The organism is Rhodobacter sp. P2_H5 (assembly GCF_056403335.1).
Genome location: NZ_JBFUFS010000008.1, coordinates 166,104 through 182,389 on the forward strand (window position 1 = coordinate 166,104; position 16,286 = coordinate 182,389).

Below are 16,286 nucleotides of genomic sequence, written 5' to 3' on the forward strand. Positions count from 1 at the left end.
GTTCCTATTTCGATCCGCTGCGGACCATGGAGTTGATCATGCCCATCAGAAGGCCGATGAAGATCAGGGGCGGCAGGACCAGCACGACCGTGGCCGCGTTGATGACGCCCCAGGGCACTTCCTTGCCAAGCGAGGTGATCGAGGCCGCCACCACCGGCAGCGTCGCGTTCTTGGCCGCCAGCGTCAGCGCCAGCAAAAGCTCGTTCCAGACCAGCACGAAGGTGAAGACCAAGGCGCCGAAGAGCGAAGGCGCCGCGATGGGCAGCGAGAAGCGCCGGAAGATCTCCCAATCGGTGCAGCCTTCCATGGCGGCGGCTTCCTCGATGTCGCGCGGCACCCGGTCGAAAGCCGGGACCGACAGCCAGATCACGGTCGAGATCGTGGTGACGAGGTAAACGAGGATCAGCCCGCCCAGAGAGTCATAGATGCCGAGGTCGAGGTAGATCACGATGAAGGGGATCGCGATGGCGACCGGCGGCATGAAGCGCATCGAAAGGACAAAGAACTGCATGTCATCGCCCCATTTGCGGGCATGACGCGCCAGCGTATGGGCGGCAGGAATGCCCAATGCAGCTCCGATCAGCACCGCCGCGCCCACCACGATGACCGAGTTCAAGAGGCCGTCTCGGATGATCGGATTGCCGAGGATGGTGGCGAAATTCGCGAGCGTCGGCGAGAAGAACAGCTTCGGCACCGGGGTTACGATATCGCGCAGCTCCTTGAAGGCGCCCAGCACCGTCCACAGGATCGGCGCCAGCGCCACCAGCACCAGAAAGGCCAGCACCAGCCGCGACAGGGTCTTCGAAATCACTTGGCCCATTTTTTCCCCGCGCGCCAGACCACCGTGAAGGCGATCGAGGTGATGATCATCAAAAGGATCGACATGGCCGAGGCATAGGAAATCTTGCCACCCATGTTGATGCCGGCCTGATAGGCGTAAAGGTCCAGCGTCTCGGTCGCGGTGCCCGGCCCGCCCCCCGTCATCACGAAGATGAGGTCGAAAGAGCGCAGCGATTCCACCGCCTTGACCAGTGCCAGGCTGATGATCGGCGCCTTCAGCATCGGCAGGGTGATATAGGCGTGGATCTCCCAGGTCCTTGCGTTGTCGAGCATCGCGGCCTCCACCGGGGCGCGCGGCAAGGTTTCCAAAAGCTTCACCAGGATGACCGTGAAGAACAGGCCCCATTGCCAGATATCCACCACCGCCACCGACAGAAGTGCTATCGACGGATCGGCCAGAAACTCGATCGGGCCAAAACCCAGAAGCCCGGTCAGATAGTTCACAAGGCCGAGCGAAGGCGAGTAAAGAAAGCGCCAGATGAAGGCGGCAGCCACCCGGGGCAAAAGGACCGGCGCCAGAAAGGCAAAGCAGATCAGGTTGCGCCACAGGGGCCGCACCACCGTCTCATGCACCAGAACCGCCATGCCCATGGCCAGGATCAGCGTCCCTGCCACGGTGATCAACTCCCACAGGGCCGAGATTTCCAGCGCGTTCAGAAAGCGGTTGTCGCGCAGCAGCCGCAGGAAGTTGTAGGCGCCGACGAAGCTGGCCTCGGGTGAGCGCAGGGTCCGGTTCATCACCGAGAACCAGACCGCCCCGGCTGTGGAGACCAAGGCAAGGCTGGCCAGAACCGCCGTGGCCGGGGCCAGCGTCCAGAAGACGAATTGTTGTCGCGTCATATCTTATCCACCCCGAAAGGGCCTGCCGGGGATATTCCCCGGCAGGTCAGGCTTCATTTCACGGCGGCGAGGCTGTCTTCGGCGGCAAAGGACACGTCATCCAGGCTGGCCTTGATGTCGGTCTTGGTGCCGGTGAACAGCTCTTCCAGCGCCAGACCCAGCGTGTCGCCGATCTCGGGCCAGGCCGGGCTTGCCATGATCAGAAGTTTGGTCTTGGCCCCGGTGTCGAGCATCGCCTGAATATATTCCGCCGGAACCGCCTTCTTGAAGGCGTCCGATTGCAGGGTCGAGGTGCGGCCGATGTCCGACGAAATCCCCTCGGCCAGCCGCGAGGCCTCCATCTCTTTCGACGTGGCCCAGCCGACGAAATCACCCGCGACGGCCTTGGTGCAATCGTCCTTGGCGCCGACAGTGGACACCGCCCAGCCATGGCCCCAGCCGGCCGAAGGCAGCGGGTCGGGCGGCGGCGCATAGCCGACCTTGCCCACGACCTGGCTCTTGCTCGGGTCTTCCATCCAGGGGCCGAAGACATCGGATTCGATCAGGAAAGCCACCTGACCGCCGCGAAAGGCCTCGACCGAATCCGACCAGTTGAAGGTGCCAACCCCGGGCGGTGCGTTCTTCATCAGGTCCATGTAAAGTTCGGTCGCCTTGACGGCAGCCTCCGAGGCGAAGGCGGGCTTGCCGTCATCGGTCAGCCATTCGCCGCCCATCGCGCGGAAGAAGGGCGTCCAGCGCCAGACATTCATCCCCGAGCCGCGCTGACCGCGCGCCGACCAGCCATAGACCTTGTTCGCCGGGTCATTGGTCGCCTTGATCGCCGCCACCAGTTCATCCAGCGTCTTGGGCACGGCGATGCCCTTGGCTTCCAGAATATCCTTGCGGTACATCATCACATCGCCGCCACCGACGAAGGGGGCGAAATACTGCACGCCCTTGTAGGTCGCGACATTGGCCAGATCGACGCGGAAGTCCTTCAGGTCATAGGCGGCGGGCACCACATCGGCCAAGGGATAGACCCAGCCCGCGCTGGCATATTCGGCCAGATTGGCCTCATCCAGATAGATGACCTGATAGGCCCCGGCCCCCGTGGAGGTGTCGAGCCTGGCCTTGGCGCGGCGCTCGTTCTCGCCCAGCAGGGTGATCTTGACCTCAGTGCCCCACTTCTTGTTGAAATCCGCCAGATGCTTGTCCAGCGCCGTGACCGAGGGCATGCCCTGCGCAATCACGTTGATCGTGGGCACCTTGCCCATGCAGGCGGCCATGTCATCAGCCTGGGCCATGCCGGGCATCAGGCCCAGCAGCAGCGCCGGGCAGGTGGTGCCCAATATCAGGTTCTTCAGCTTCATCTCTCTCTCTCCCTTGGTTGTGGTCTTGGTTCTGGCCTTGCCGCGACGCCTCCACGTCGCGGGTCCGACCGCTGGCGCGGTCAGAGGTTCAGGCCCAGCAGTTCCAGATCGAGCTTCTGGAATTCGGCAAAGCGCGCGTCGTAGAAATCCGCATGTTTCGGGTCGGGCAGGATCCTGCGGCGGGTGCGGGTCATGGCCTGGGCGGCCTGCGCCAGATCGGGGTGCAGGCCCCCCGCCACCGCCGCGCAGATCGCGGCGCCGAGGGCGCCAACCTCCTCCGCCTCGGCCACTTCGACCGGCATCTGGCAGACATCGGCAAAGATCTGCGCCCAGGGCCCGCTGCGGGCGGCGCCACCGGCCAGACGCAGGGTTTCCGGCGGCGCTGCGGCGAAGGCGAGGATTTCCTCGGCATGGCGGCGGTGCTGAAAGGCCACGCCCTCATAGATCGCGCGCAGCATGGTGGCGGTGTCGTCAGCGGCCCCCAGGCCAAGGAAGGCGCCGCTGCGCGGCGCAGGCCCATGAATATAGGGCAGAAACCGGCAACGCCGCGCACCCTGCACCGGGCTTGCGGCCACCAGCTCATTGGCCTCCTCCGGCGTCAGGCGGCGGCCCATCGCCTTGTCGAGAAACCAGCCGAGGTTGGCGGCAGAGCTCGGGCTGCCCTCGGCCACCAACCGGCAAGCGCCGTCGCGGTGGCGCATGTTGAGCAGGGGCGCGGGGCGGCCCTTGGTCAGGGGCGCCTCCAGCGGCACCTCGATGCAGTTGATGGCCCATGTCCCCGCGATCATCACCAAAGCGCCCGCATCAGTGACCCCGGCCCCGAGGGCACAGGCCGCCACATCCATCATCGACCCCGCCACCGGCGTGCCCGCCCTGAGGCCGGTCTGAGCCGCCACGAGGCCCGAGACCTGCCCGCCGACCCCCGAATTGGCCACCATCGGCGGCATCAAGGCCAGAAGCTGACCCTGCCCCAGCGCCTCAAACAGCCCGGCGCCATAGCTGCCCGATGCCAGATCCATCACCCCGCCGCCGCTGGCATCCGAGGCCTCGCCAAAGGCCTCCCCGGTCAGGCGCAGCCGGATGAAATCCTTGCAGGACAAGGCCCAGCGGCTTTGCGCGATCACCTCGGGCTCCTCCCGCGCCAGATGGGCGAGGATCATCAGCGTCTGGCCGCCCCAGAGCCTTTGGCCGCTGATCGCACTCAGCGCCCCATCCTGACCACTGGCCTGCAATTCATCGACCAGCCCCTGCGCCCGATGATCGACCGAGACGATGCCGGGCCGCGTCGCCTGCCCCGCCGCATTGACCAGAAAGACGCCGTTGCCAAAACCGGTGCAGCCGATGGCGGCGATCCGGTCGGCGCGGGTCGGGTCTTCGGCCAGAAGCGATGCGATGGCGGCGACGGTGGCCTGCCAGAAGGCCTCGGGGTCGCGCTCCACCCTGCCCTCGGGCAGATGGCGCGTCACGACAGCCGCCATCCGCAAGGCCAAGGCCTGCCCGGTCGCATCGCAAAGCAGCACCTTGACCGCCGTGCCCCCTGCATCAATCGCCAGAACCAGATCGCGCATCACGACACCTCCGCCATCTGCGGCGCGGCCGGGCGGCGGGCGAGCAGGCGCGGGTCGGCCTCGGCCGCCGCCAGCTGCGCTGCAACCCAGGCCGGGCCCTGCCCCAGCTCCTCGGCCAGGATCGCCGCCATATCGGCCAGCGTCTCGCGCCGCAAATCGGCCCGCTGGGCCAGAAGCGTGCGGCGCAGCACCAGATCCTCAAGCGTCAGGGCGGCCCGGGCGCGGATCAGCCAGATCACCTCGAGCCGGGTATAATCTTGCGCCCCGCGCAAAGGCCGGTCCGGCGCCGTGGCGCAAAACGCCGCCACCCTTTCGCCAAGCGCGCCATAGCGCCGGGTCAGACGGTCCGTGCCCTTGGCCCCGGCCCCCGGATAATCCCGGTCGCGCGTCGACAGGCGGCGCTTCTTCCCCAGATGCGCCAGCGCCGCATCGGTGGCGAGTTCGGCAAAGGCGCGGAAGGTCGTCCACTTGCCGCCGACCAGCGACAGGACCGGCAGGCCCGAGCGCAAACGGTCCTCGACCAGCGCATGATCGCGCGCCGCCGCCGTGGCCGAGCCGCCGGCGTTCTGCAACGGCCTTATGCCGGTGGTCACCGCCACGACATCGGCCTCGCTCACCGTGATATCGTCAAACAGCCGCGACAGCGCGGCCAGCAGGTAGGCCACCTCGGCCTCGGCCACGACGCGGTCATCGGCAGAGGTCACCTCGATCTCGGTCGTGCCCATCAGCACCGTCTCGGCCAGGGGCAGGCAGATCACCATCCGGCCGCGCCCGTCATCAAAGTAGAAGGCCCGCCCCGCCATCCGCGCCAGCAGCTCGGGGTGATTGAGCACCAGATGCGCGCCCTTCACGCCGCGCACATGGCGCGTGGTCAGGCCCAGTTCGGCATTGACCGCGTCAATCCAGGCTCCGGTCGCATTGAGGATCACCTTGGGGCGCAAGGTCACCGCCCCCGCCCCGGTCTCGACCTCCACCGCGCCATCGGGGCGCAGCCGCCAGCCCGCATGGTTCAGCGCGGTGACCTGGGGATGGGCGGCCATGGCCTCCTCCAGCATCTCGAAGATCAGCCCCTCGGGGTTGTCGATCCGGCCGTCGAAATAGCGCACCACGGCGCGGGTCCCGTGGCGCAAACCCGGCGGGAAGCGCGCCGGATCGGTCGCAGCACTGTGCTGCGGCAAGACCCGCTCCACCGCGCCGAAGCGTTCGTAGATCATCAGCCCGGCCTTCAGCGCCACCAGACACATCGGCACCGCCCGGCGCGACAGGCCGGCAAAGCGCAGGGCCGCGCCGAACAGGCCCTTCACCACCCCGTCGAGCGGCACGACAATCTCCAGCGGGCGAACGATATGGGGCGCGTGGCGCAATAGAAGATTGCGTTCGCGGGCCGCCTCCGCCACCAGCCGGAACTCGCGCCCCTCCAGATAGCGCAAGCCGCCATGCGCCATCCGGGTCGAGGCGCTGCTTGCCCCGCCGCAAAAATCGCCACGCTCCAGAAGCACCGCCGAAACCCCGTTGAGCGCGAGGTCCCGCAGCGCCGCCACCCCGTTGACCCCGCCGCCAAGGATCAGAACATCGGGCGCGGTGTTCTGCGCCAACCCGTTTTGGGCGCGGCTGCGGAAGGTCGGTTGGCTGGCATCAAGGGCGGTTTGCATGGGGTCTCGCAGGACAAGGTCCGGGGTCAGGTTCTGCGGATTTGATGCAATTTACCTTTTCTTTTGTCAATCATCTTTATCATAAATAAACCTCAGACACTGCGAAGGCGGGGCGGCAGAGCCAGCACATGCCGCACAAACGGACAGCCGGTGCGGCCACGCGAAGGGCCTAAAGCGCCGCGGATCGCACAAAAGCATTGGTTTAAGATCTCAGGCTATGACCTTGATATCCCGCGATTTGTCGCAGGGGGCCGCCTCTGGCCGGGGGGCCTGCTTGGCGCGGGTCCGGCGGCGGGTTCCGGTTTCAGTCGGTGCCGGTGGCCAGGAAGTCGGGCATATCCTCGGCCCCCATCGCCGGGAAATCCATGGCGGGAAAGTCCATCGCGGGGAAGTCCTGGTCCGCGTCCCCGGCCAGCATCGGCGCCACGCCAAGGCCCGCAGCGGGGAAGCCCATGTCCCCCATGCCCATCGCCCCACCCAGGGATTCGCCCGCCATCCCGGCATCCGCCCCGCCTTGCGCACCACGCTCGGTCAGCCGGACCGCGCGCATGCCGCGGTTCTGGCCGAGCTTGCCCTCGGCCACGCGGCGCCCGTCGAGACCTTCCAGGCTGATCCGATCGATGGCGGCATCGTGCAGCGGCAGGATCATCCCCTCGGTCAGGGCCATGACCTGGGCCAAAGGCATGGTCAGGCGGGCCAGAACCGCCTCGACCCGCGACTGTGCGCCGTTGATCCGTTCGGCCAGCGCCTGGACAAAGGCCGGGCCGTGGTCGTCCGACAATCCATCCGCCTGCGGCAGGGCGGGACGCGGGCCGCGCCCCTCGGCCGGCAGGGCCAGAAGGATCTCGCCACTGCGAAAGCCGCCGGCCAGCGCCACCTCGGCCCGCATCAGGCGCAGGGGCACATCCTCCAGCAACAGGGCCAGGGGTCGCGGGTCATCGAGGAAAGAGGCATAGCGAAAGCCGCCGGCCCAGACCAGATCGGCCTCCTCCGCCAGGGCCAGTTCCATCCCCGACAGAGCGGCGTCGATCACGCCGACCACCATGGCGGCATCGGTGCGGGTCGGTTTGCGCGGCACCAGTTCTTGATTGCGGACGCGGCCGATCGTCTGCGCCTCGATCAACCCGGCCAGCACGGGCTGGGCGATGATGATGGCGCCAAGCCCCTCCGCCGGACCCTCCAGCATCGCGACCAGCGCCAGATCGGGCACCAGTTCGACCAGTTCCGCCAGCGAGCGCCGTTCGACCGCAAGCTTGCGCACATCGAGCGAGACCTTGAGCAGGTTCTGCGCCGCCCGCGCCAGCCCGACGCGCCAGCCCCGGTCGGCGCCCGGCCCACCCTCTGCCGTGACCGCACGCTGCGCCGCAAGCTTGCGACGGATGATTCCAGCCTCTGCCATCACGCACCCTGCCTTGCCTGAACCCACTCTGGTCGAAGCCGGTTAGCAAAAGGTTGAGATCGCCCGCCCCGCACCGGATTTCGCGCCAAAGCAAAAGGGCGGCCCTAAGACCGCCCTTTCCTCCGGCTGAACCGTAGCTTACTTCAGTGCGGCATCGGTGATCGCATGGGTGAAAGCGCCTTCCGGCTGCTTGGTGATGACCGGGTCCGAGCCACCGGCCATCAGGGTCGCCACGGTGCGGGCATAATCCGCCTCGTCCAGCGCGCCATTGGAACCCGCGGTCAGCTTGGCCACTTCGCCCATCATGAACTTCTGATGCGCTTCGGTCTGGGCACCGGTCTGGTCGGCCTCCATCACGATGCCCGCGGCTTCATCCGGGTTCGCCTCGGCGTCCTTCCAGCCCTTCATCGAGGCGCGGACGAACTTCACCATCTTGGCGTCGAACGCCTCGTCCTTCAGGTTGGGCTCCAGCACATAAAGCCCGTCCTCCAGGGTCGAGACGCCCATGTCTTCATATTTGAAGGTCACGAGGTCTTCAGCCTTGATCCCGGCATCCAGCACCTGACCATATTCGTTATAGGTCATGGTCGAGATGCACGCCGCCTGCTTTTGCAGCAGGGGGTCGACGTTGAAGCCCTGCTTCAGCACGGTCACGCCATCCGCCCCGCCGGTCGTCGGCAGCTTCAGCTGGCTCATCCAGGACAGGAAGGGATATTCGTTGCCATAGAACCAGACGCCCAACGTCTTGCCCTTGAAATCGGCCGGGGTGGCGACGCCCGATTCCTTCAGGCAGGTCAGCATCAGGCCCGAATGCTTGAACGGCTGCGCGATGTTGACCAGCGGCAGGCCCTTTTCGCGGGCAGCCAAAGCCGCCGGCATCCAGTCCACGATCACATCGGCACCACCGCCGGCGATGACCTGCTCGGGCGCGATATCCGGGCCGCCGGGCAGAATGGTGACGTCCAGACCCTCGTCCTTGTAGTAGCCCTTGGCGGCCGCGACGTAGTAGCCGGCGAACTGCGCCTGCGTCACCCATTTCAGCTGCAGCTTGACCGTGTCATTGGCCTGGGCCGCCGTCGCCAACGCCATCGCTGCCGCCGTGATCAGAAACTTCTTCATTGTAACCTCCATGTTGTATCACCTCCCCCTTTGTGAGGGATGCCAGAAGGTGACGGCCTTTTCTGCCGCCGCCACCAATGCGTAAAAGACCGAGCCTGCGACGGCCGCCACCGCAATCTCGGCCCAGACCAGCGGCAAGGCAAGCTGCCCCACCGCCGTGGAAATCCGGAACCCCATGCCCACCGTCGGCGAGCCGAAATTCTCGGCCACGATAGCGCCGATCAAAGCGAGGGTCGCGGCAATTTTCAAGCCATTGAACAAAAAGGGCATGGCGGCCGGAATCCGCAGTTTGAACAGTGTCTGCCAGTAACTCGCCCCCCAGGTGGCCATCAGATCGCGCTGCATCCGCTCGCTGGCGGAAAGCCCTGCCACCATGTTCACCAGAACCGGGAAGAAGACCATGACGACCACGACCGCCGCCTTGGAATGCCAGTCAAAGCCGAACCACATGACCATGATCGGCGCGATGCCGACGATGGGCAGGGCAGCCACGAAATTCCCGATCGGCAAGAGCCCGTTGCGCAGAAAGGGCACCCGGTCGACCAGAATGGCCACCACGATCCCCGCGCCGCAGCCCATCAGATAGCCGAAGAGGCCGCCCTTCAGGATGGTCTGGACAAAGTCGATCCACAGCGTCGGCAGATTTTCCGAAATCGCCGTGGCAATCCGCGAGGGCGCCGGCAGGATCACCTCGGGCACCGCAAAGCTGGTGACGATCCCCTGCCACAGCGCCAGGATCGCCAGCCCGAACAAGGCCGGAATGGCAATCCGCACCGCCAGAAGCCCGGCAAACCGTGACCGCGCCAGCAGCGCATTCAGCACCCAGGCCGCAAACCAGATGACAAGCGCCAGTTCCACACTCATGCCCTGACCCCCATCCGCCCGATCACCAGACTTTCCAGCAGCCGCACCAGCAGGATCAGGATCCCCGCCAGGATCGCCGCCGCGAACAGCGCCGCCCAGACGATGATGGGCGAGCCGAACTGGCTGCCGATCAGCATCCGCGCGCCAAGCCCCTCGATCGCCCCCGTCGGCAACTCGCCCACGATGGCGCCGACCAGGCTCGCAGCAATCCCCACCTTGAGCGAGGTGAAAAGGTAAGGCACTGAAGATGGCAACCGCAGTTTCAGAAAACTCTGCACTTCCGAGGCGTTATAGGTCTTGAGCTGATCCAGCTGCATCTGGTCGGGGCTTCTGAGCCCCTTGATCATGCCGACCAGCACCGGGAAATAACTCAGGTAAGCCGCGATGATGGTCTTGGACACCAGCGCATTCGACACCCCCAGATGGTCGCCAAACCCCAGCGAGTTCGACAGAACCACGATCATCGGCGCAATCGCCACCACCGGCACGGTCTGGCTGATCACCGCCCAGGGCATCATCCCCAGCTCCAGCGTGCGGCTGCGCACGATGCCCACCGCCATCAGGATGCCCAGAACGGTGCCGAGCAGAAAGCCCCAGAAGGTCGCAACCAGGGTCACATAGCCATGATAAACCAGGCTTTTCTTCGAGGTGACACTATAGGCCGTCACCCCCTTCCACAGCTCCGCCGCGACCTGATGCGGGGCGGGCAGCACCGGACGATCCTGCGCCATCGTATCGGCCAGAAGGCCGGTGAAGGTGACTTCGCCCCCCGACCGCGCGGCCTGATCATAGGTCCAGGCCGCATTCATCGCGACCGAACCCGCATACCACAGCGCAAGGATCACCGCCAAAACCGCCAAAACCGGACCTGCCTGCTTCATGTTGCACCGCCTTGCGGCCAGGCGATCATGGTGATCGACACGATCCCCAGAACCACGCCCGCGACCTGCAACCCGGTGGGCCGCTCGCCGAAGAACACGAAAGCGATGACCGTGATGGCGACCAGCTGGAAGACCAGGCTCAGCGCCAGCGCCAGCCCCAGCCCGTTCTCACGCATCACCTTGACCATCAGGACGTTGCCCAGACAGAAGGCCGCCAAAGCCGCGATCAGCATCCCCAGACCGCCCTTGGCCGCATAGGTCTTCAAAAGCGAATTCGCCACCATGAACACCCCGGTCGAGGCTGCGAGGTAAAACAGCACGACGGCACTCATTGAAGATCCCCCTGCAAGGGCTTGCGGGTACGGAAAAATCCGCAAGCCGTCTCTACGCGCGTAGAGACGGAAGCAAGACGGGATGAAGACGGAAAGAAGACACCCTCACTCATCGGAATGCCCCGCCCTGAGGCCCTCGCGGACGCGGTGGGCGATCTCGATGAACTCCTTGCTGTCACGGATATCCAGCGGGCGTTCGCGCGGCAAAGGGCTGTCGATCACATCGGTGATCCGCCCCGGACGCGGGCTCATCACGACGATCTTGGTCGAAAGATAGACCGCCTCGGGGATCGAGTGGGTGACAAAGCCAATGGTTTTCCCCGTGCGATTCCAAAGCTTTAGAACCTCTTCATTCAGGCGGTCGCGCACAATCTCGTCCAGCGCGCCGAAGGGTTCATCCATCAGCAGGATATCCGCATCAAAGGCCAAAGCCCGGGCAATCGAGGCCCTCTGCTGCATGCCCCCCGACAGCTGCCAGGGGAATTTCTTGCCAAAGCCCTTCAGCTCGACCAGATCGAGCACCCGCTCAACCCGCGCCGCCTGCTCCTCCTTGGAAAACCCCATGATTTCAAGCGGTAGCGAGACGTTCTTCGCAATGGTTCTCCACGGATAAAGCCCCGCCGCCTGAAAGACATAGCCATAGGCCCGCTGGCGCCGCGCCTCATCCGGCGTCATCCCGTTGACAGTCAATGTGCCGCCCGTCGGATGCTCCAACGCCGCGATGGCGCGCAGGAATGTCGTTTTGCCGCAACCACTTGGCCCGATGAAGCTGACGAACTCGCCCTTGGCGACGCTCAGGTTCACGTCCTTCAAAGCCTGCACCGGCCCGTCGCCGGTCTGGAACACCAGATTGACGCCCTTGGCTTCGATCACCGGAGCGGCTGTCGTATCTTTCATCAAATCTTACCCATTTCTGCGCTACACTGGCGACCATACCGCAAAGGAGGCCCGCCATGAAGGAATGCCGCAAACTCCGTCCGACCGGACTTTACACCGGAAAACAAGGCTTTACCTATAACGAGGGCATCAGCAGGGAATCGGTCGGCGCCGATGCGATCTGCATGCATCTCCTCACCATCCCTCCCGGCGGCCGCGCCAAGGCCCACAAACACGCCACGCACGAGACCGCCATCTACATACTGGAGGGTGTGACGATCATGCATTGGGGCCAGTCCCTCGAACACACGATGGAGGTCGCGGCCGGCGACATCCTCTACATCCCCGCCGACATGCCCCACCTGCCCTTCAACCCCGGCCCCGGCCCCGCCACCGCCGTGATCGCCCGCACCGACCCGCATGAGCAGGAAAGCGTGATCCTGCTGCCGGAGTTGGAGGGGTTGGTGAGGTGAAGCAGCCCCGGGACACAGAGTGCGCGTCATTGCAACGGCTCCCGATTTGGGACGCCCGCCCGCTCAAGCCGCCCTTTCGTGGTTGCCCGCAACTCCGTCCGACAGGCGACAGCGCCCGCAATAGCACCGATCAGGCAGACCGCCAAAGTCGACGGAATCCGCCCGAACAAGTCCCATGACCCCTTTGCACCGATGCAGAGCAGGGCAAGCCAGCCGAGGATTGCGCCGCATATGGCGAAACTCGTTGCGTCATTCCGGCCCAATAGGTAGAGAGCAAGCCGAAGGAGCGCGAAACCCGGCAAAGCGAACAAAAACAAGATGATGAACGCAGGGGCAAAGGCCGCCACGGGAAGGATCAGCACCAAGGCACCCTCGCTTTGGGACGAGGATGCATCCAAGGGTTGCACCAAGCCATGGATCAAGAGTAGCACCGAAAAGCACAGACTAGCCGAAATGCACGCGGCCAGATACCCGGCGGCAAGCGCCAAATACGAGATATCCTCATTCTCCAAAGTGGTGGAGGACTGGACCACTCCCTCACACCCCCGTCGCCGGAATCCCCGTCCGCACCACCGGGCGCGGGGCGGTCAGGTCTTTCCAGGCGCTGAGCGCGCGATTGACCGCTGGCCGCGCCTCACGCGCCACGAACTGGCCGTGGCCTTCGCGGGTTTTCATCGTGCCGTCCTCCACCGCCACCACGCCCCGCGTCAGGGCGAAACGCGGCAGGCCCTTGACCTTCTGGCCCTCGAACACGTTGTAGTCGATCTTCGACTGCTGGGTGCTGGCCGAGATCACCTTTTCCTTCTCCGGGTCCAGCACCACCAGATCGGCATCCGCCCCCACCAGAACCGCGCCCTTCTTCGGGTAGCAGTTCAGGATTTTCGCGATATTGGTTGAGGTTACGGCGACAAATTCATTCGGCGTCAGCCGGCCCGTCGCCACCCCATGGGTCCAGAGCATCGGCATCCGGTCCTCCAAGCCCCCCGTGCCGTTCGGGATCTTGGAGAAGTCGCCGAGGCCGAAGCGCTTCTGCGTCGTGGTAAAGGCACAGTGGTCGGTCGCCACGCAAGACAGGCTGCCGCTTTGCAGGCCGGCCCAGAGGCTGTCCTGATGCTTCTTGTCGCGGAAGGGCGGCGACATCACGCGGCGGGCGGCGTGGTCCCAGTCGGGGTTGAAATACTCGCTCTCGTCGAGCGTCAGGTGCTGGATCAGCGGCTCGCCCCAGACGCGCTTGCCTTGCATCCGAGCGCGGCGGATGGCTTCGTGCGCCTCCTCGCAGGAGGTGTGGACGACATAGAGGGGCGCCCCAGCCATGTCGGCGATCATGATGGCGCGGTTGGTGGCCTCACCCTCGACCTGCGGCGGGCGGGAATAGGCGTGGGCCTCGGGGCCGTTGTTGCCCTCGGCCAGGAGTTTCGCGGTCAGTTCGGCCACGACGTCGCCGTTTTCGGCATGGACCATGGCAAGGCCGCCGAGGTCGCCAACCCGTTTGAAAGACTGGTACATTTCATCGTCATTGACCATCAGGGCGCCCTTGTAGGCCATGAAATGCTTGAAGGAGGTCATGCCGGCCTTGACCGAGGCTTCCATATCCTCCCAGACCTTCTGGCCCCACCAGGTCACCGCCATATGGTAGGAATAGTCGCAATTGGCCCGGGTCGATTTGTTGTGCCACATCTGAGCGGCATCCATCAGCCCCTGACCCTGCCCCGGCAGGACGAAGTCCACGACCATCGTCGTCCCCCCGGCGAGGGCCGCCCGCGTGCCGCTTTCAAAGTCATCCGCCGAGTAGGTGCCCATGAAGGGCATCTCGAGATGCGTATGCGGATCAATCCCGCCGGGCATGACATAGCAGCCGGTGGCATCCAGCTCGCGCTCGCCTTTGAGGTTCGGCCCGATCTCGGTGATGATGCCACCTTCGATGCGGACATCCGCCTTGTAGGTCAGGTCCGCGGTGACGATGGTGCCGTTTTTGATGATGGTGGTCATGGTGATGTCATTCCTTCCGCGCGTTTGCAAAATCGTCGAGAAGTTGTCGGGCACGATCAGCGACAGCTTGAATTTGCAGATCCCAGGGCTTCGGATCATGTTCGATGGTCGCTAGGATTTCCTCCATCGCCAACGCCCATTCGCCAACGCCAATATACATATCGGCGAAACCCAAATCGCGATTGGGCACCTTTGAGCGAACGGCTACTGCAAGATTGAAGGCCGTGTACATCCAAAGAAAGTCTGGATCGTCGCTACCCGGTTCAAACAGGTTGTACCGAACGCCGTTGGGATAGTCGATTGGAACCACCCTTCCGGAAGTCATCCCACCAACTCCATGGCCTCAGACCTCAGCGCACCGCTGCTGGCGGTCAGATCCGCGGTGACGATAATGCCGTTCTTGATGATGGTGGTCATTTTCTTACACCTCTAAAGCTCAGAGAGTTTCATTAGAACGACACCCAAGAGTGCCACCGGAAATGCGACCCAAAAAGCCAAGACCTGTCCAAGCAGAAGGTCGACACCCATCCAGCCAGTTGAAGTAATTTCGTGCGTCACCTGTGCGCCAAGGATCATTGCTGTATCTGCGTCGAGCCACGCACCGACTTTCAGCCAGTAGACAATTTCTACCGCCGCCTGCAGGGGCAACGCCGCTGCGAGCGCGATTCCCACATATCCCAGTACCTTTGATTCCCATACGGTCAGCACTTCCGTCACTGCATTTCGCGTTGCATTTTCATTTGGAAGGCCTCGATCATCCCACCACCTCCGCCACCTCAAGCACGGCGTGCAGCAGCACGTCCGTCCCGGCCGCCGCCCATTCCGGGGAAATCTCCTCGGCCTCGTTGTGGCTCAGCCCATCCACGCAGGGGCACATCACCATCACGGTCGGCGCCACGCGGTTGATCCAGCAGGCGTCGTGGCCGGCGCCGCTGACGATGTCCTGATGGGAATAGCCAAGCTTCTCCGCGGATTGGCGGACGATCTTCACAAGGCCGGGGTCGAAGGTGACGGGGTCGAAATGGCCGACCTCCTCGATGCTGCAGCCAAGGCCCAGTTCGGCGGCCACGGCATGGGCGTGGCGGATCACCTCGCCCTTCATCAGGTCGAGTTTGGCTTGTTCGGGGCTGCGGATATCGACCGTGAAGACCACGCGGCCCGGGATCACGTTGCGGCTGTTGGGGAAGACCTTGACCTGACCCACGGCGCCGACGGCATTGGGCTGGTGCGCCATCGCGATCTGGTGGACGCGTTCGGTGATGCGGGCCATGCCCAAACCGGCGTTCACCCGCATGTTCATCGGGGTGGAGCCGGTGTGGGCGTCCTTGCCGGTCAGCGTAATCTCCAGCCACCAGAGGCCTTGGCCATGGGTCACGACGCCGATCGTCTTGCCCTCGGCCTCGAGGATCGGGCCCTGTTCGATATGCAGTTCGAACATCGCCTTCATCTTGCGGGCGCCGACCTTCTCATCGCCGACCCAGCCGATGCGGGCCAGTTCCTCGCCGAAGACGAAGCCGTCCAAATCTTTACGCGATTTGGCATATTCCTCCGTATGCAGGCCTGCGAAGACGCCGGAGGCGAGCATGGCGGGGGCGAACCTTGCGCCCTCCTCGTTGGTCCAGTTGGTCACCACGATCGGGTGCTTCGTCTTGATCCCCATGTCGTTCATCGACCGGATCACCTCCAGCGCGCCCAAAACGCCCAGTACTCCGTCATATTTGCCGCCGGTCGGCTGGGTGTCGAGATGGGAGCCCATGTAGACCGGCAGCGCCGCGGCATCCTCGCCCGCCCGGGTGGCGAACATGTTGCCCATCGTGTCGACGCCCATCGTCATGCCCGCCGCCTCGCACCAGCGCTTGAAGAGGTGGCGGCCCTCGTTGTCGGCATCGGTCAGGGTCTGGCGGTTGTTGCCGCCCGCGACACCGGGGCCGATCTGGGCCATCTCCATCAGGCTGTCCCAGAGGCGTGCCGAATTGATGCGCAGGTTTTCACCGGGTGCAGGCATGGTTGTCTCCCTGAACTGCGGGGATCTTGTTGCCCCTTGCAGCGAATCTTTTCCTGACCGTATGGTCAAGTGAAACGCACCATAGCCTGACCAAGCGGT

At 64.6% G+C, this 16,286-nt stretch carries 17 protein-coding genes; 1 reads left to right on the forward strand and 16 read right to left on the reverse strand.

Annotated elements, in window-relative coordinates:
- Positions 1-4: 4 nt before the first annotated feature.
- The 11 genes from AC1DVR_RS13180 to AC1DVR_RS13230 form a co-directional block, all read right to left on the reverse strand.
- A complete protein-coding gene (locus AC1DVR_RS13180) occupies positions 5-820 on the reverse strand; it encodes a carbohydrate ABC transporter permease (protein ID WP_478001039.1) in 816 nt (271 codons plus the stop codon).
- Positions 808-1,680, reverse strand: a complete 873-nt coding sequence (locus AC1DVR_RS13185) for a carbohydrate ABC transporter permease (protein WP_478001040.1) — start codon at positions 1,678-1,680, stop codon at positions 808-810. Before AC1DVR_RS13185 ends, AC1DVR_RS13180 begins: the two co-directional genes overlap by 13 nt.
- Positions 1,681-1,733: 53 nt before the next feature.
- The gene (locus AC1DVR_RS13190; RefSeq protein ID WP_478001041.1) at positions 1,734-3,029 is read right to left on the reverse strand and encodes an ABC transporter substrate-binding protein; all 1,296 of its coding nucleotides are present in this window, start codon (positions 3,027-3,029) and stop codon (positions 1,734-1,736) included.
- 80 nt (positions 3,030-3,109) lie between these two features.
- Positions 3,110-4,597 (reverse strand): FGGY-family carbohydrate kinase, encoded by a 1,488-nt coding sequence (locus AC1DVR_RS13195; protein ID WP_478001042.1) that lies wholly within the window; start codon positions 4,595-4,597, stop codon positions 3,110-3,112.
- Positions 4,597-6,249 (reverse strand): glycerol-3-phosphate dehydrogenase/oxidase, encoded by a 1,653-nt coding sequence (locus AC1DVR_RS13200; protein WP_478001043.1) that lies wholly within the window; start codon positions 6,247-6,249, stop codon positions 4,597-4,599. Before AC1DVR_RS13200 ends, AC1DVR_RS13195 begins: the two co-directional genes overlap by 1 nt.
- A 304-nt stretch (positions 6,250-6,553) precedes the next feature.
- Positions 6,554-7,648, reverse strand: a complete 1,095-nt coding sequence (locus tag AC1DVR_RS13205; RefSeq protein WP_478001044.1) for a FliM/FliN family flagellar motor switch protein — start codon at positions 7,646-7,648, stop codon at positions 6,554-6,556.
- Between the two features lie 138 nt (positions 7,649-7,786).
- Positions 7,787-8,767 (reverse strand): ABC transporter substrate-binding protein, encoded by a 981-nt coding sequence (locus AC1DVR_RS13210; protein ID WP_478001045.1) that lies wholly within the window; start codon positions 8,765-8,767, stop codon positions 7,787-7,789.
- A gap of 18 nt (positions 8,768-8,785) precedes the next feature.
- Positions 8,786-9,631 (reverse strand): ABC transporter permease, encoded by an 846-nt coding sequence (locus AC1DVR_RS13215; RefSeq protein ID WP_478001046.1) that lies wholly within the window; start codon positions 9,629-9,631, stop codon positions 8,786-8,788.
- A complete protein-coding gene (locus tag AC1DVR_RS13220) occupies positions 9,628-10,512 on the reverse strand; it encodes an ABC transporter permease (protein ID WP_478001047.1) in 885 nt (294 codons plus the stop codon). The genes AC1DVR_RS13215 and AC1DVR_RS13220 overlap by 4 nt, the downstream gene beginning before the upstream one ends.
- The gene (locus AC1DVR_RS13225) at positions 10,509-10,844 is read right to left on the reverse strand and encodes a hypothetical protein (protein ID WP_478001048.1); all 336 of its coding nucleotides are present in this window, start codon (positions 10,842-10,844) and stop codon (positions 10,509-10,511) included. The genes AC1DVR_RS13220 and AC1DVR_RS13225 overlap by 4 nt, the downstream gene beginning before the upstream one ends.
- Positions 10,845-10,949: 105 nt before the next feature.
- Positions 10,950-11,741, reverse strand: coding sequence for an ABC transporter ATP-binding protein (locus AC1DVR_RS13230; RefSeq protein WP_478001049.1), 792 nt, complete (start codon positions 11,739-11,741; stop codon positions 10,950-10,952).
- Between the two features lie 56 nt (positions 11,742-11,797).
- Between AC1DVR_RS13230 and AC1DVR_RS13235 the strand changes: the two genes are divergently transcribed.
- Positions 11,798-12,193 (forward strand): cupin domain-containing protein, encoded by a 396-nt coding sequence (locus tag AC1DVR_RS13235; RefSeq protein WP_478001050.1) that lies wholly within the window; start codon positions 11,798-11,800, stop codon positions 12,191-12,193.
- 26 nt (positions 12,194-12,219) lie between these two features.
- Here the strand turns inward: AC1DVR_RS13235 and AC1DVR_RS13240 are convergent, their stop codons facing one another.
- The 5 genes from AC1DVR_RS13240 to AC1DVR_RS13260 all read right to left on the reverse strand — a co-directional run bounded on the left by AC1DVR_RS13240 (position 12,220) and on the right by AC1DVR_RS13260 (position 16,187).
- Complete coding sequence (locus AC1DVR_RS13240; RefSeq protein WP_478001051.1) at positions 12,220-12,555, reverse strand: hypothetical protein; 336 nt, start codon at positions 12,553-12,555, stop codon at positions 12,220-12,222.
- Between the two features lie 175 nt (positions 12,556-12,730).
- Positions 12,731-14,182 (reverse strand): dihydropyrimidinase, encoded by a 1,452-nt coding sequence (gene hydA / locus AC1DVR_RS13245; RefSeq protein WP_478001052.1) that lies wholly within the window; start codon positions 14,180-14,182, stop codon positions 12,731-12,733.
- Positions 14,183-14,189: 7 nt separating this feature from the next.
- Positions 14,190-14,507, reverse strand: a complete 318-nt coding sequence (locus AC1DVR_RS13250) for a hypothetical protein (RefSeq protein WP_478001053.1) — start codon at positions 14,505-14,507, stop codon at positions 14,190-14,192.
- A gap of 104 nt (positions 14,508-14,611) precedes the next feature.
- Positions 14,612-14,899, reverse strand: a complete 288-nt coding sequence (locus tag AC1DVR_RS13255; RefSeq protein ID WP_478001054.1) for a hypothetical protein — start codon at positions 14,897-14,899, stop codon at positions 14,612-14,614.
- A 37-nt stretch (positions 14,900-14,936) separates the two neighbouring features.
- Positions 14,937-16,187, reverse strand: coding sequence for a Zn-dependent hydrolase (locus AC1DVR_RS13260; protein ID WP_478001055.1), 1,251 nt, complete (start codon positions 16,185-16,187; stop codon positions 14,937-14,939).
- Between the last annotated feature and the right edge of the window lie 99 nt (positions 16,188-16,286).

Bases quoted from the DNA above. Each gene is read 5' to 3' on its own strand.
- AC1DVR_RS13180 (WP_478001039.1), bottom strand. From the start codon at position 820: ATGGGCCAAGTGATTTCGAAGACCCTGTCGCGGCTGGTGCTGGCCTTT.
- AC1DVR_RS13185 (WP_478001040.1), bottom strand. From the start codon at position 1,680: ATGACGCGACAACAATTCGTCTTCTGGACGCTGGCCCCGGCCACGGCG.
- AC1DVR_RS13190 (WP_478001041.1), bottom strand. From the start codon at position 3,029: ATGAAGCTGAAGAACCTGATATTGGGCACCACCTGCCCGGCGCTGCTG.
- AC1DVR_RS13195 (WP_478001042.1), bottom strand. From the start codon at position 4,597: ATGCGCGATCTGGTTCTGGCGATTGATGCAGGGGGCACGGCGGTCAAG.
- AC1DVR_RS13200 (WP_478001043.1), bottom strand. From the start codon at position 6,249: ATGCAAACCGCCCTTGATGCCAGCCAACCGACCTTCCGCAGCCGCGCC.
- AC1DVR_RS13205 (WP_478001044.1), bottom strand. From the start codon at position 7,648: ATGGCAGAGGCTGGAATCATCCGTCGCAAGCTTGCGGCGCAGCGTGCG.
- AC1DVR_RS13210 (WP_478001045.1), bottom strand. From the start codon at position 8,767: ATGAAGAAGTTTCTGATCACGGCGGCAGCGATGGCGTTGGCGACGGCG.
- AC1DVR_RS13215 (WP_478001046.1), bottom strand. From the start codon at position 9,631: ATGAGTGTGGAACTGGCGCTTGTCATCTGGTTTGCGGCCTGGGTGCTG.
- AC1DVR_RS13220 (WP_478001047.1), bottom strand. From the start codon at position 10,512: ATGAAGCAGGCAGGTCCGGTTTTGGCGGTTTTGGCGGTGATCCTTGCG.
- AC1DVR_RS13225 (WP_478001048.1), bottom strand. From the start codon at position 10,844: ATGAGTGCCGTCGTGCTGTTTTACCTCGCAGCCTCGACCGGGGTGTTC.
- AC1DVR_RS13230 (WP_478001049.1), bottom strand. From the start codon at position 11,741: ATGAAAGATACGACAGCCGCTCCGGTGATCGAAGCCAAGGGCGTCAAT.
- AC1DVR_RS13235 (WP_478001050.1), top strand. From the start codon at position 11,798: ATGAAGGAATGCCGCAAACTCCGTCCGACCGGACTTTACACCGGAAAA.
- hydA (WP_478001052.1), bottom strand. From the start codon at position 14,182: ATGACCACCATCATCAAAAACGGCACCATCGTCACCGCGGACCTGACC.
- AC1DVR_RS13250 (WP_478001053.1), bottom strand. From the start codon at position 14,507: ATGACTTCCGGAAGGGTGGTTCCAATCGACTATCCCAACGGCGTTCGG.
- AC1DVR_RS13260 (WP_478001055.1), bottom strand. From the start codon at position 16,187: ATGCCTGCACCCGGTGAAAACCTGCGCATCAATTCGGCACGCCTCTGG.